This is a genomic window from Bradyrhizobium sp. CER78, from assembly GCF_029846235.1.
Lineage (GTDB): Bacteria > Pseudomonadota > Alphaproteobacteria > Rhizobiales > Xanthobacteraceae > Bradyrhizobium.
In genome coordinates this window covers 348004-361371 of the sequence record NZ_JARVWP010000004.1, presented here as the reverse complement: position 1 = coordinate 361371, position 13368 = coordinate 348004, and the positions used below count along the sequence as shown (strand labels likewise).

Genomic DNA, 13368 nt, shown 5'->3' with positions numbered 1-13368 from the left:
TCGGTTCCAGCTTGGCGGGCCTATCGGATGCTGGATTAACCTGACCTTTGCAACCCCCGAAATGTTCGCTCCGGGTGCACCGAAAACGAGGCCGGGGAACACCGGAAAGGGCTCAACCTCGATCGTTAGCCTTGCTCGTTAGCCTTGGCCGAGCAGTTCCTTGATGCGCCGCTGCAGCTGCCGCTTCTTGATCTCGCTGCGGCGGACCCGCTCGTCGAGGTCGCTGACCGGCGTGTCCGAGGTCATGATCCGGAAGGCGAGGCCGACCTTGTTGGCCTGGCGCCAGATCAGGCGCGCCAGGAACGAGCGGCCCTTGCGCGCGACGCTGAGATTCATCTCTTCGGGCAGCTGTGCGGCATCGCCAAATTCGACACAGGCACCGCCTTCGCTGATGTTGCGGACGACGCAATCCATCGTCGAGCCGCGTTCATTGATCTCCGCAACCGCACCGTAAAACACCTTGTCGCGTGGGCTCTGGCGCCGGTCCTGCATGGGAAATCCTCCTCAAATGAACGGCACAACTGTACCGGTCCGGACCTGCGAAAAGAAGGGCACGAACGGAACCCGTTGCAGTTAGTGTAAATTGTTTGCACCTGTGAAGGCCCGGATTCCCGGCTATTTTGCGCCGCAAAGCGCTTCCGGCGCCTTGTCTTGACGCGTTTTCTTAACGCGAACCGGTACCCGCTTCGCTCGAAAACGCGGCATTACGGCGCAAACGCCACAAGCCCTTACGCCTCCGGCTTAAATGGCATGTAGAACACTCCCCATGACTCACAGACGCCGCCGAAGGCTTTCATTTGTTCCGATAAGTCGGCTTGGGTCCGGATAACGAATTCATAGGTGACGTGCGCATTGATTCTAAGCTGCACGTACTGGCCTTCGTCATAGATTTTGACGTCCTGACACTTTGACCGAAGGAGCTGGGTAGCTTCAGCGGGCGGTGGCCATGCTTGAAAGTCGATATTGAAATCGATTTCGTGGGGCAGAGAAAAGTCAAATCCGCGCTTCGCCATGCTGCGAAGCACATCCCCATCTGAATTGCGCGGCCAATCCGGGACCATCGCGATTTTGAACATTTGCCAGTCCTCGCGCTGGACTTAAATCTCGTCCAATACTACCTGTTCGAGTTCTAAAGGGTATGGAGGCCATGTCCACGGCCGCGCTCTTGGATATCGTAGGGACCCGTAGAACCACCCAGAATAGCCGCCGCTTGGCGACAATCATGCGGGAGCTCGGGTTCATCCCGATCCAGTCCCGGAGGCTCATGCCTGGTGGCCATAAGGACACCGTAACGCGCGGCTGGGCAAAGCCTGTGAGGGGATCTGAACCTCTGGTTTCTCTAGTTGGCGGTGCAGGCGGTCGACCTTGAGCTTGGCGATCTGTGACGCTTCTCACACACAAGCCATTCGGCAAGCTTTGGTTCAGCGTGCCGATGGTGCGTTTAGCGCCGGTGCCCGGGGCTGGTGCTCGCCGGGAGGTTGGTACCGACGACGCCTGCCGCTCCAACCTAGCGGTCCTCAAATCTCAGGCGCGGGACTGCGCCCCGTGTGATTACGGTACCACCCTTAGCCGCTGGGGGATGAGCTTAAGCTGGGTGTATTAAATTGGGAGAAACAGTCCGCGAGCAAATAGGATTGTCAGATGGACGAACGCGAACTCGACCTTCTCTGTGCGGTGTTCGACGGCGTAGTCGTGGCATCCTTCGGTTTGCTCGCCTTCGGCACATTTTTCCTTATGTCCATGTGACGCGCGTCCGGGCTTGTTGGAGGAAGGCGCGATTATAGCTCTGCGCCTTGTCGTAGCAGGCACGCTGAATAAAGCTGCTACGGGTAATGTCGGTGCACGCGAACGATTTGAGGTCGACCGCGCCGCGATATTTGACATCGACCGTTTCAGCGAGAGGAACCGATGTTGACAGCGCGAAGACGACGACCGACAGCACCCATGTATGTCGCGCTGCAGAATGTTTGGTGCGAATCGTTTGATGCATGGCTCTACCACTGGACGGGGAGGGTGTAGGGTTCGGGCGTGACTTGATCAGTCAGGACATCGATGAGATCACCCGCGAGTGTGAGACCTTATTGAAGGACAAGTTCGTGGTTTACGTTGTCTTGCGACCAAGACCTGAACCGTTTCAAAAAGGACTGTCCAAGCAGCAAAGGGGCATTGGCGCGTGCGACGCTGGCGCGAACATTGGTCACCGTTCGATCCCCAACCTTCAAAGATCTGATGATAAATGTCCTCGATGAGACAATCGAACCATCAGCAAGGCGATGGTTCGCCGATCCAGTAAAGTCGCTTTCGTTGATCGTGCCGGTCCTCATCAAGGTTTGAGCAACATCGGCTGGGATCGAAACGTCAGAGGCTCCACTGTCAATAACGAAGTTTAACTTCAGGGTGTCGTTTATGAGAGCGGGCACGTAAAAGGTCCCATTGCCTGAAACCATCCTCACGCGCGCGTCGCCCTCGGATAGTTCGGTCACTATCTGAGTTGCCGCGGGCCGAACTCCAATGAGACGGGCCAACGCCGATTGGGCAAAACGATTTCCATGATCTGCGGCTAGCCTGTACAGGCGGACGGCTTCGCGCTCATCTTTTACTAACCCGCCATCGCCGCGCTCGTATGCAGATCCTAGATTTGCCTGACCTTGAGCGTTGCCACCCTCTGCAGACATTTTGAAAAACCGTACAGCCTCTACAACATCTTTCGGCAGTCCTCCCGCCCCAGCCAAATAGGCAAGTCCTAAATTCGCCTGCGCCTGCGCATTCCTGTGTTCTGCTGCGAGCTTATAAAGCCGTACAGCTTCGGTCTCGTCCCTAGTTAACCCACCGGAGCCGTGCAAATACGCAGCGCCCAAGTTATTTTGCGCCTGATCGTTGCCTTGTTCCGCTGACAGCTTGTAGAGACGCACAGCTTCACGCTCGTCTCTTGCTAGCCCGCCCGCTCCATGCTCATAGGCAAACCCGAGGTTCACCTGGCCAACGGCGTTACCTTGGTCAGCCGAAAGCTTGAAAAGTCGTACGGCTTCACGCTCGTCTTTTGATACCCCTGCGTGACCTCGCGCGTAGGCAAGCCCGAGATAAGCCTCTCCGAGAGCATTACCTTGGTCGGCCGATAATTTGTACAGTCGGCCCGCTTCGCGTTCATCTTTGGTGACTCCGCCACGTCCCTCGAGATAAAAGATCCCGAGATAGACTTGCGCGAAGGCGTTACCGCGCTCTGCTGCCGTTCTGTATAGACGGGCGGCCGTGTACTCATCCTTGGCTAAGCCGCCCCGTCCCGTTTGATACAATCTGCCGAGATTATATTGCGCCGGCGCGAAGCCCTGATCTGCGGAAAGCCTGAAAAGACGGGCGGCTTCACTATCACTTTGGGCAAGCCCGCCACGTCCCGCTAGATAAAGAACTCCAAGGTCGTTTTGACCTTGCGCGTTCCCGTGATCTGCAGCGAATTTCGAGAGGCGGAGCGCTTCGGCGTCATCCTTCGGGATGCCGCCCTCTCCAATCAGATAGAGCGACGCCAGGTTGGCCGCGCCTTGAACGCTGCCACCCTCGAACGCCTTGGCGTATTGCAGCCGAGCCGCATCAACGTTCTTTGCGGCCTGATATGCCCGACCTAGCTGCAGGGCAATCCTGGGATCTTTTGCGGCGACCTTCGCTGCGCGTTCGCATGCATCGATTGCGACCTGTGCGACGATCTTTTCAGAACTGACGCCAGCGACTCCCGCTGGTCGCGTCCTATCAAATGGATGAGCCGCAACTTGATCGCAGGCTGCTAGAAGTTCAACGATTGGCTTCTCGGCCGCGGAAATAGAGGAACAACTGAATCCAATCAAGAGTCCGACGGAAATATAAATCAGCCTCACCGCACTCCTCCTGTGAGACGAACTGAAAGTGTTTTCGCTACAATAAGACCAAGCCTATCCCTCCGGCTCGCTCCTGCCAATGCCGGATGTTCGGGAAGATGTGCGGCGCCAAGGCGAAAACTCTCGGTTGATTAAGAGATCCCGCCCGACGGACACGCTCGCCCGCCACAGTATCCCTTCGCCCGTCCTGGAGGCATGACGCGCGGCTGGGGGAGGGCACCCTGTCTGGCCGAAGACAACTGCCGGGCGTCCTTGCTGGTCGCTGCCCAGCCGAACGCCAATCGACGGTCGCCCCGATCGCGCTAACGAGGTATCCAGGATGGGTATGGGTACGACCGTTACGGGCAACGATCTAGGGCTGCAACACACGCAAGAAAGAATATTGCGGTAAAAGAGCCGCGCTTGCTCATCGTGCTCGCCATCAACTTGTCGGATGAAGCGGTACTCGTCAGTTCGGCAGCCGGCTTTGCCGCCACTCGCGCGGCGACAGGCCGTAATGATCGCGGAACACGCGGCCGAAATGCGAGAGATCGTTAAAGCCCCAGGCGAACGCGACCTCGCTGATGTGGCGATGCGCATGTGCCGGCGAGGCAAGGTCGCGCTTGCAGCGCTCCAGCCGCTCCGCCAGCACGAAGCGCTGGAATGAGGTGTCCTCGTCGGCGAGCAGGCTGTTGACATAGCGCGGCGAGATGCCGAGCGCCGCTGCGGTTTCGGTGAGGCCAAGCTCAGGGTTCGGCAGATGCGCGAGCACGTGCGCCTTCAGCCGGTAGAGCAGGGCGGAGCGGTGGGTCGAGGCCGGCAGCGCGGCGCCGCCGATGCGCTCGCTGATCGCCATCGCGAGCAGGTCCGCGGCCTGATCGGCAAGGCGGATCGCGTTGTCCGGATCGAGCCTGTCGGCGATATCAGCGAGTCCCGAGATGAACTGCCAGGCGAGCCGCTGCACCGGACGATCCGACGTGAACGTCGTCGCCGTCAGACCTTGAGTGCCGGCAAAGCGCCGGTGCAGCATTGCGCGCGGCACCTGGAAGATGGTCTGCGTGAAGTCGTCGTTGAAGCGCAGCTCATAGGGCCGCGTGGTGTCGTAGAATGCGAACTCGCCGGGCTGGATCACGGTCTCGCGGCCGTCCTGCACCACGCCGCCCGAGCCGCTGCGGCCGAGCGCGAACAGAACGAAATCCTCGCTGGCACGCGCGATCCGCGACGGTGTGCGCAGCACGCGCTGCCGGCTCGATGATACGACCGAGCACTTCGCCGGACCCAGCTGCGTGCTGGTGATGGCGCCGTGGAAGGCGGAGCCGAGGTCGGACTTGCAATCCAGCTGCACGAACACGTCGCAGACGATGTCCTGCCAGAGCGCGAGGCGTCGATGCGTGGGCGCGTTGTCCGTGGTGAACAGGGCCGGCATGATTTCCTCCCTTCACGAGTGCAAACGCTGGCCGCACAAACAAAGCAAGCTTTGTACCGGAGACCGCTGGGGGAATCTCCTCCGCAGTCGAATTTTCCTTCCGTCCTGGTCGAACGGTGGTCCCGGTCCCGGGGCAGCATGATGTCAGAGGCCGCTAGGCCCGATCAAGACCGAACCGGCCGCAGCGGCCGGCTGCGAGGAGGACATCATGGGCATCGAACACCCGAAATATCGCGTTGCGGTGGTGCAGGCCGCGCCGGCCTGGCTGGATCTCGACGCGTCCATCGCCAAGTCCATTGCGCTGATCGAGGAGGCCGCCGCCAAGGGGGCCAAGCTGATCGCGTTCCCGGAGGCGTTCATCCCCGGCTATCCCTGGTACATCTGGCTGGACTCGCCGGCCTGGGCGATCGGGCGCGGCTTCGTGCAGCGCTATTTCGACAATTCGCTGAGCTACGACAGCCCGCAGGCCGAGCAGCTGCGGCTCGCGGTGAAGAAGGCCGGCATGACCGCGGTGCTCGGCCTGTCCGAGCGCGACGGCGGCAGCCTCTATCTCGCGCAATGGCTGATCGGACCCGACGGCGAGACCATCGCCAAGCGACGCAAGTTGCGGCCGACCCATGCCGAGCGCACCGTCTATGGCGAGGGCGACGGCAGCGACCTTGCGGTGCATGACCGCCCCGGCATCGGCCGGCTCGGCGCGCTGTGCTGCTGGGAGCATCTGCAGCCGCTGTCGAAATACGCGATGTATGCCCAGAACGAGCAGGTGCACGTCGCGGCCTGGCCGAGCTTCTCGCTGTACGACCCGTTCGCGCCGGCGCTGGGCTGGGAGGTCAACAACGCGGCCTCGCGCGTCTATGCCGTCGAGGGCTCGTGCTTCGTGCTGGCGCCCTGCGCCACGGTCTCGCAGGCGATGGTCGACGAGATGTGCGACCGCGACGACAAGCACGCGCTGCTGCATGTCGGCGGCGGCCACGCCGCGATCTACGGGCCCGACGGCAGCTCGATCGCCGAGAAGCTGCCGCCCGATCAGGAAGGCCTGCTGCTCGCCGATATCGATCTCGGCGCGATCGGGATCGCCAAGAACGCCGCCGATCCGGCCGGGCACTATTCGCGGCCCGATGTCACGCGCCTGCTGCTGAACAAGAAGCCATCCAAACGCGTCGAGCATTTCGCACTGCCGCTCGACAGCTTCGAGGAGATCGACGCGGCCGCGAGCTAACGCTTCAAGGCAACATCCAACCGGAGGTGACTGCCATGGAATCCGCGATTCCTCCTCATTTGCAGACGGCGCGCTCTCGTCATCGTCGTGTGCCTGACGACTATGCGCCGCCTTATCCGTCCTTCGTCGCGCGCCACAAGCCCGCGGTCGCAAGCGTGATCATGGCCTATTTCGGCGTGCAGTTTCGCGGCGAGCCGACCGCCGCCGCGACCGCGGCGCTGGCGCAGACCGCAAAACGCTTTGCCGGCGAGAACGGCCCGACCCATTGGGACCGCGCGCAATATGTCGACCAGGCCGGCTTCACCAATGTCGTCTCGGTTGCCTATTGGGACGATGCCGGGCGCTTCGACGCCTGGTTCGGCGGTGCGCGCGAGGCCTGGACCGGCAGCAGCGCCAGCGATGGCGTCGGCCGTTTCATCGAGGTGCTGCGACCGCATGTTGCGCGCTACGAGACGCTGTTCTCCTCGCTCGGCCGGCTGGAAGGCGTCGCCGTGCTCGCCGACGGCATGAGCGCCGAGGTGCAGGAGCACGCCTATTGGGGCGGCATGCGCGACCGCATCCCGCTGTCGCAGACCGATGCGATGACGCCGGGCGGCGAGCCGCGCCTGATCCGCGACGGCGCACGCATCCGTGTGGTGGCGCATGACAACCTCTGCCTGATCCGCTCCGGACAGGACTGGAGCGACACCGAGGCGTCGGAGCGCAAGATGTATCTCGACGACGTCGAGCCGGTGCTGCGCGAGGGCATGGATTTCCTGCGCGACGACGGCCTGCCGATCGGCTGCTACGCCAACCGCTATATGCGCGTGGTCGATGCGGACGGAAGGCCGACCGAAAAATCCTACGGCCAGAGCTGGTGGAAGAGCCTCGCGGCGCTGGAGCGCTGGGCGGAATCGCACCCGACCCATGTCAGGATCTTCGGCGCGGCGATGAAGTATCTGTCGACGCTGGGGCCGGCCGCGAAGCTCAGGCTGTATCACGAGGTCACCGTCGCCGCCGCCGACGAGCAGTTCTTCGAATATCTCGGCTGCCACGACCGGACCGGCATGCTGGGCGCGGTGCAGCTCGCGGCGGCAGATCAATCTGCCTGACGTTCGACTTGCTCGGATCGCCCGAGCGCTGGCCGCGTTGGAAGTGCATTCCCTCTCCCGCTTGCGGGGGAGGGCCAGGGTGGGGCTCTCTCCGCGAGTCGTGTCGCGGAGAGAGCCCCCACCCGGATCGCATCTGTCGATGCGATCCGACCTCCCCCGCAAGCGGGAGAGGTGCAGCGAGTTTGCCGCGGGACCGATCCACACTGCCGTGACTACGGACGCAACCGGCCGGCATGCGTCGTGATGGCCTGTGCCAGCTCCACGGCCGGGCCGCGTCTGGTCCGCCGCGCGGTGCGGACCACGAACTCGACGCTGCCGAGCGGCGGCAGGCCTGACGCCGGCATCGCTTCCAGTCCGTCCGGGATCAGGCCCTGCGCCTGAGGGGTGATGCCGAGGCCGGCGAGCGCCGCGGCGCGCAGCCCGCTGAGGCTGCCGCTGGAGCAGACGATGCGCCACGGCCGTCCGAACCGCTCCATCGCCTCCAGCACGACGCTGCGGCTGACGCTCGGCGGCGCGTAGAGGATCAGGGGCAACGGCTGCTCGGGATCGAGCCGCATGCCCGGCGCGCCGGTCCACACCAGGCGGTCCTGCCACACCAGCTGCCCCGGCGCGTCGCCGGGGCGGCGCTTGCCGAGCACGAGGTCGAGCTCGCCGGCATCGAGCTGCTGGTACAGCACGGCGCTGAGGCCGATCGTCAGCTCGAGATCGACCTGCGGGTGGCGGCGGACGAAATCGCGCAAAAGATCTGGCAGGCGGGAGCTGGCAAAATCCTCCGCGGCGCCGAACCGGACCTTGCCGCGCACCTGCGAGCCGGCGAAGTAATCCCGGGCGCGCGCATTGGCCTCGAGGATCGGCCGCGCGAAGCCGGTCATCGCCTCGCCGTCGGCGGTGAGCACGACCGAATGGGTGTCACGCACGAACAGGCGGCGGCCGGCCGCGGCCTCGAGCTTGCGGATGTGCTGGCTCACCGTCGACTGCTTCAGGCCGAGGCGGCGGCCGGCCTCGGTGAAGTTCTGGGTCTGCACCACGGTGAGGAAGGTCTCTAGCTGGGTCGGGTCGAGCATGCAGCGATCCATAATTACATAACGTAATGACAGTAACATTGGTAAGCGCAGTTCACAATCAGCCTCGCGGAGAGCACCTTTCAGCCAAGGAAAGGAACCCGCCATGACCCTCAACCGCCTCCGATCATTCGTGTCCGTCGACCCCTACATCGCCGCCATCGTCGGCATGGTCGGCCTTGCCACGCTGCTGCCGCTGCACGGACAGGGCACCGTGATCGGCGGCTACGCCACCGACGCAGCGATCGCGCTGCTGTTCTTCCTGCACGGTGCGCGCCTCTCGACGACCGAGGCGCTGGTCGGTGCGCGGCACTGGAAGCTGCATCTCGTGATCTTCCTGTCGACCTTTGCCCTGTTCCCGCTGCTTGGGCTCGCCGCCCACGCGCTGGCGCCGCATCTGTTGACGCCGGCGCTGTGGGCGGGCGTGATCCTGATCTGCATCCTGCCGTCGACGGTGCAGTCGTCGGTCGCCTTCACCTCGATCGCGCACGGCAATGTGTCGGCGGCGCTGTGCTCGGCGACCGCGTCCAATCTGCTCGGCATCGTCGCGACGCCGCTGCTGGCGGGCGTGCTGCTCTCGAGCCATGGCGGGTTCTCCGGCAATGCCGCGCTCGACATCGTCGTGCAGCTGTTGCTGCCGTTCATTGCGGGGCAATTGTCGCGGCCGCTGATCGGCGGCTTCGTCGCCAGGCACCATGCGATGCTCGGCCTGGTCGATCGCGGCTCGATCCTCTTGATCGTCTACACGGCGTTCAGCGATGGCGTCAGCCACGGCATCTGGCATCAGGTCAATGCAACGCAGATGGCTATCGTGCTCGGCCTCGATGCGGTGCTGCTGGCAATCGTGCTGCTGATCACCAGTTTCGGCAGCAAGCTACTCGGCTTCTCGCGCGCCGACCGCATCGCGATCATGTTCTGCGGCTCGAAGAAGTCGCTGGCGAGCGGATTGCCGATGGCGAGCGTGCTGCTCGCCGGGCAGTCGGTCGGCCTGATCGTGCTGCCGCTGATGCTGTTTCACCAGATCCAGCTGATGACCTGCGCCGCGCTCGCGCGCCGTTATGCAGGGGCTGAGCAAGAGACGTCACGTGATGCCGTCCCCTGCACGCGTAGGCATTCACCACCAGTGTCGTCCCCCGGCTTGACCGCGGGACCCAGTACGCCGCGGCTTCTCCGTGACTGACCGGCGTCTCTGGAATACTGGATCGCCCGGTCGAGCCGGGCGATGACGCCGTCAGATTGGCGAGCGACGGTCGCAAACGCCCAGCGCTACGCCACGCGCAGGCCCTTGGCGATTTCCTTCTGTGCATCGAACTCGCGGCGCAGGCGGGCCAGCTCCTCGGCGCTCAGCGCGTCGGCGTTGCTGTAATCGCGCTTCCAGGACGCATCCTCGCTCCAGCGCAGCGGCGACTGCACCGTGGTCTGTGGACCCGGCGCAGACTCCAGCACGCGCAGCGCGAGCTCCAGCGTGAGCGCCTGCGAGGCGACATCATGTGGCTTGCCGGCGGAGTTGCCGAGCGGGAAATCGGAGAACAGGAAGCGCGGCACCGCGGCGTGCTCGACGATATCCTTGGCGCAACCCATCACCACGGTCGGGATGCCGTTGGCCTCGAGGTGTCGTGCGACCAGGCTGACGGTCTGGTGGCAAACCGGGCAATTCGGCACCAGCACCGCAGCGTCGACCTTGTCGTCGCGGCAGCGCTTGAGGATTTCGGGCGCGTCGGTCTCGATGGTGACGCGATGGCTGCGGTTGGTCGGGGCGCCGAAGAAGCGCGGCGCGACTTCGCCGATTGTGCCTGAAGCGGCGAGGCGCTTGAGTTGCGCCAGCGGGAACCAGGTGCCGCTGTCGGTCGCCGTGGTATGCGTGCGGTCATAGGCGATGTGCGAAATCCTTAAGTCGTGCTGCTGCGACGTGTCGCCGTCATAGACCGAATAGAATTTTGCGCCGCCATTGTATTTCGCGCCGGGACCCTGGTCGCCCTTGGCCGGATCGAACGGCGCCGCCGTCGTGATGATGGCGACGCGCGACTGGTTCAGCGGCTTCTTGAGGGGCTGGAACGCGGCGGAGGTGTAATGCGCCCAGCGGTAGGGGGTGGTGTAGCCGATCGCCGCGTAATAATCGCGGGTCCGCTTCATGTAGCCGATCGGGGCGTCGTCGTCGGGGGCAAAGCCGAGTTGGTCGTCCGTAGCTGCGGCCATTTTGCGCTCCCTTTTGCGCGCCATCATTTCAGTCCATAGCTAGACCACGAGCTTGCGGTGTCAAGCCGCGCCAGCGCGGGAACAGATTTGCCATGCGAACAGGTCTTTGCGCCGCATTGGTCCTGCTTGTGATGCTGGTGCCGACGCTCGGCGCCGGCGCGGAGGACACGCCCGCCGCAGCCCCGCCGACGCCGCCAGCCGCCGAGCCGCCCGCAACGCCCGCCGAGAAACCAGCGGCCGCGCCGGCGGAGCCGTCTGCAACGCCTCCGGGAGAGCAGGCCGAGAAACCTGCCGCGCCTCCAGCGGACACCCCCGCAGCGCCTGCCGACAAGCCTGCTGCGGCACCGGGCGATACGTCCGGGAAGCCCGCGGCCGCGACCGACAAGCCCGCGGACGATGCGCGCGAGAGCGACACCCGCGAGGCGATGTGCCTGATGATCGAGTCGGCGGCGCGGGCCAACGATTTGCCGCTCGAGTTCTTCGCGCGCGTGATCTGGCAGGAGAGCCGCTTCCAGGCCGATGCGGTCGGTCCGATAACCCGCAGCGGTGAGCGCGCGCAGGGCATCGCGCAGTTCATGCCGGGCACCGCCAATGAGCGGGGGCTGCTTGATCCCTTCAATCCCGTGCAGGCGCTGCCGAAGTCGGCCGAATTCCTCAGCGAGCTGCGCAACCAGTTCGGTAATCTCGGCCTTGCGGCCGCCGCCTACAATGCCGGCCCGCGCCGGGTGCTGGACTGGCTTGCCGGCACCGGCTACATGCCGCAGGAGACGCGCAATTACGTCTCCGCGATCACCGGCTCCAGCGTCGACGACTGGGCCGCTGCCGCCCGCAACAACGGCAAGATGCCGGAACGTCCGCCGGCCAAGAGCTGCCGCGAGCTGATGGCGCTGTTGAAGCGCGCACCCAACCCGTTCGTGGCCGGGCTCGAGCAGCACATCACGCTGTCGGCGGCCAAGGTATGGGGCGTGCAGCTCGCCGCCGGCTTCAGCCGCGACAAGGCGCTTGCGATGTACGCCCGCGCGATGAAGCGGCTGTCGAACGTGATCGGCGATCAGGATCCGAGCCTGCTCGGTTCGCGACTGCGCAGCCGCGGCAGCGCGACGTTCTACCAGGTGCGGATCGGCGCCGACACCCGTCCCGAGGCCGACGGCCTGTGCAACCGCATCCGCAAGGCGGGCGGTGCATGTTTTGTGCTGAAGAACAGGGCGTGAGCCACCGACTTCTCCACGTCATTGCGAGGAGCGAAGCGACGAAGCAATCCATCTGGCCGAGCAAGCGGAGCAATGGATTGCTTCGCTCCGCTCGCAATGACGAGTGGGGCTATCGCCGCTGCATAGCAGCGCTGTGCCGTCTCTTGCTTGACCCTACGTTGTCAGCGCCCTAAGCCGCCGCGGTTGCAAAACCATCCGGTTCACCGTGGCGCTTCCTCCGCTCGATTCTCCGCAATGGCAGACCTCGTTCCGCGCCTTCCTGTGGGGCGCGCGGTCGATCGGCGCGACCGTGCTGACGCTGGTGCTGTTTGCGACCTATCTCGGGATCGGCGCGCTGGCGCATGATTCCGGCTTCTCGCTGGGCTGGACCCTCGCGAGCACGGCGTTCGTCTGGGCGGGCCCCGCGCAGATCATCGTGATCACGACGCTCGGCTCCGGCGCCACCGTGCTGCAATCGGCGATCGCGGTCACCGTCAGCGCGATCAGGCTGTTTCCGATGGTGGTCTCGGTGTTGCCGTTGATGCGCACCGAACAGACCAAACGCCGGCATCTGATCCTGGTGGCGCATCTCACGGCCGTGACGCTGTGGGTCGAATGCTACCGCTTCCTGCCGCAGGTGCCACGCAACCGGCGGATCGCCTTCATCCACGGGCTCGGCCTGGGGCTGGTCTCGGTCTGCCTGATCGCCAACACGATCGGCTATACGCTCGCGGCCAACCTGACGCCGCTGCTCGCCGCCGGCATGCTGATGCTGACGCCGCTCGCGTTCCTGTTCTCCACCGCGCGCAACTGCCGCGAGCTCGCCGACGTCATCGCGCTGGTGCTCGGTCTGCTGTTGTTTCCGCTGGCGGCGATGCTCAACAGCGGCGTCGACATCTTGGTCAGCGGCGTCGTCGCGGGAACGATTGCCTACGGCGTCCACCGGGCGCGGGCGGGCATCGTGAGGGCGCGCGCATGAGCACCTTCATCGGCGACTGGCACGCGCTCGCGATCCTGTTCGTGGCCGGCGTCATCCCCAACCAGATCTGGCGCATGCTCGGCCTGTGGTTCGGCGGCGGCATCGACGAGAACTCGGAACTGCTGGTCTGGGTGAGGGCGGTCGCCACCGCGATCCTGGCCGGCATCATCGCGCAGATCGTGGTGCAGCCGCCGGGCGCGCTCGCCAGCGTGCCGGACTGGCTGCGCTACGGTGCCGTCGCGGCGGGCTTTGTCGCGTTCATGCTGGCGCGGAAGTCGATCTTCGCCGGCGTGATCGTCGGCGAAGTCGTGATGATCGCGGGCAAATACTGGCTCGGCTGATTGCGGCGAGCGCATTATCC

General features: G+C 64.4%; 13 protein-coding genes. 6 read left to right on the top strand and 7 right to left on the bottom strand.

The window, feature by feature from the left end; all coding sequences use genetic code 11:
• Positions 1–138 precede the first annotated feature (138 nt).
• The 5 genes from QDT69_RS10570 to QDT69_RS10550 form a co-directional block, all read right to left on the bottom strand.
• On the bottom strand, positions 139–492 hold the full coding sequence (locus QDT69_RS10570; RefSeq protein ID WP_279706512.1) for a PilZ domain-containing protein: 354 nt from the start codon (positions 490–492) through the stop codon (positions 139–141).
• Between the two features lie 236 nt (positions 493–728).
• Positions 729–1076, bottom strand: coding sequence for a ribonuclease E inhibitor RraB (locus tag QDT69_RS10565; protein WP_279706511.1), 348 nt, complete (start codon positions 1074–1076; stop codon positions 729–731).
• A 656-nt stretch (positions 1077–1732) separates the two neighbouring features.
• Positions 1733–1942, bottom strand: a complete 210-nt coding sequence (locus QDT69_RS10560) for a hypothetical protein (protein ID WP_143202124.1) — start codon at positions 1940–1942, stop codon at positions 1733–1735.
• A gap of 136 nt (positions 1943–2078) precedes the next feature.
• On the bottom strand, positions 2079–3866 hold the full coding sequence (locus QDT69_RS10555; RefSeq protein WP_279706510.1) for a retroviral-like aspartic protease family protein: 1788 nt from the start codon (positions 3864–3866) through the stop codon (positions 2079–2081).
• 448 nt (positions 3867–4314) lie between these two features.
• Positions 4315–5271, bottom strand: a complete 957-nt coding sequence (locus tag QDT69_RS10550; RefSeq protein WP_074132066.1) for a helix-turn-helix domain-containing protein — start codon at positions 5269–5271, stop codon at positions 4315–4317.
• A gap of 208 nt (positions 5272–5479) precedes the next feature.
• On the opposite strand from QDT69_RS10550, the gene QDT69_RS10545 reads away from it, so the two are divergent.
• Both QDT69_RS10545 and QDT69_RS10540 read left to right on the top strand, forming a co-directional pair.
• Positions 5480–6490, top strand: coding sequence for a carbon-nitrogen hydrolase family protein (locus tag QDT69_RS10545; protein ID WP_279706509.1), 1011 nt, complete (start codon positions 5480–5482; stop codon positions 6488–6490).
• A gap of 35 nt (positions 6491–6525) precedes the next feature.
• Positions 6526–7581 carry a phenylacetaldoxime dehydratase family protein gene (locus QDT69_RS10540; protein ID WP_279706508.1) on the top strand — a complete coding sequence of 352 codons (1056 nt, stop codon included), beginning with the start codon at positions 6526–6528 and terminating at the stop codon, positions 7579–7581.
• 212 nt (positions 7582–7793) lie between these two features.
• Here QDT69_RS10540 and QDT69_RS10535 read toward each other — a convergent pair whose 3' ends face one another.
• Entirely contained in the window at positions 7794–8645 is an 852-nt protein-coding gene (locus QDT69_RS10535; RefSeq protein WP_279706507.1) for a LysR substrate-binding domain-containing protein, read from the bottom strand.
• A 103-nt stretch (positions 8646–8748) separates the two neighbouring features.
• On the opposite strand from QDT69_RS10535, the gene QDT69_RS10530 reads away from it, so the two are divergent.
• Positions 8749–9822 carry a bile acid:sodium symporter gene (locus tag QDT69_RS10530; RefSeq protein ID WP_279706506.1) on the top strand — a complete coding sequence of 358 codons (1074 nt, stop codon included), beginning with the start codon at positions 8749–8751 and terminating at the stop codon, positions 9820–9822.
• Positions 9823–9908: 86 nt separating this feature from the next.
• Here the strand turns inward: QDT69_RS10530 and QDT69_RS10525 are convergent, their stop codons facing one another.
• Positions 9909–10838 (bottom strand): glycine/sarcosine/betaine reductase selenoprotein B family protein, encoded by a 930-nt coding sequence (locus QDT69_RS10525; RefSeq protein WP_279706505.1) that lies wholly within the window; start codon positions 10836–10838, stop codon positions 9909–9911.
• A 92-nt stretch (positions 10839–10930) separates the two neighbouring features.
• Here QDT69_RS10525 and QDT69_RS10520 point away from each other — a divergent pair, with 92 nt between their 5' ends.
• From QDT69_RS10520 to QDT69_RS10510, 3 genes are all read left to right on the top strand, one after another.
• A complete protein-coding gene (locus tag QDT69_RS10520) occupies positions 10931–12049 on the top strand; it encodes a lytic transglycosylase domain-containing protein (RefSeq protein WP_279706504.1) in 1119 nt (372 codons plus the stop codon).
• Positions 12050–12254: 205 nt separating this feature from the next.
• A complete protein-coding gene (locus tag QDT69_RS10515) occupies positions 12255–13007 on the top strand; it encodes an AzlC family ABC transporter permease (RefSeq protein ID WP_279706503.1) in 753 nt (250 codons plus the stop codon).
• Positions 13004–13348 carry an AzlD domain-containing protein gene (locus tag QDT69_RS10510; RefSeq protein ID WP_279706502.1) on the top strand — a complete coding sequence of 115 codons (345 nt, stop codon included), beginning with the start codon at positions 13004–13006 and terminating at the stop codon, positions 13346–13348. Before QDT69_RS10515 ends, QDT69_RS10510 begins: the two co-directional genes overlap by 4 nt.
• The last annotated feature ends 20 nt before the right edge of the window (positions 13349–13368 follow it).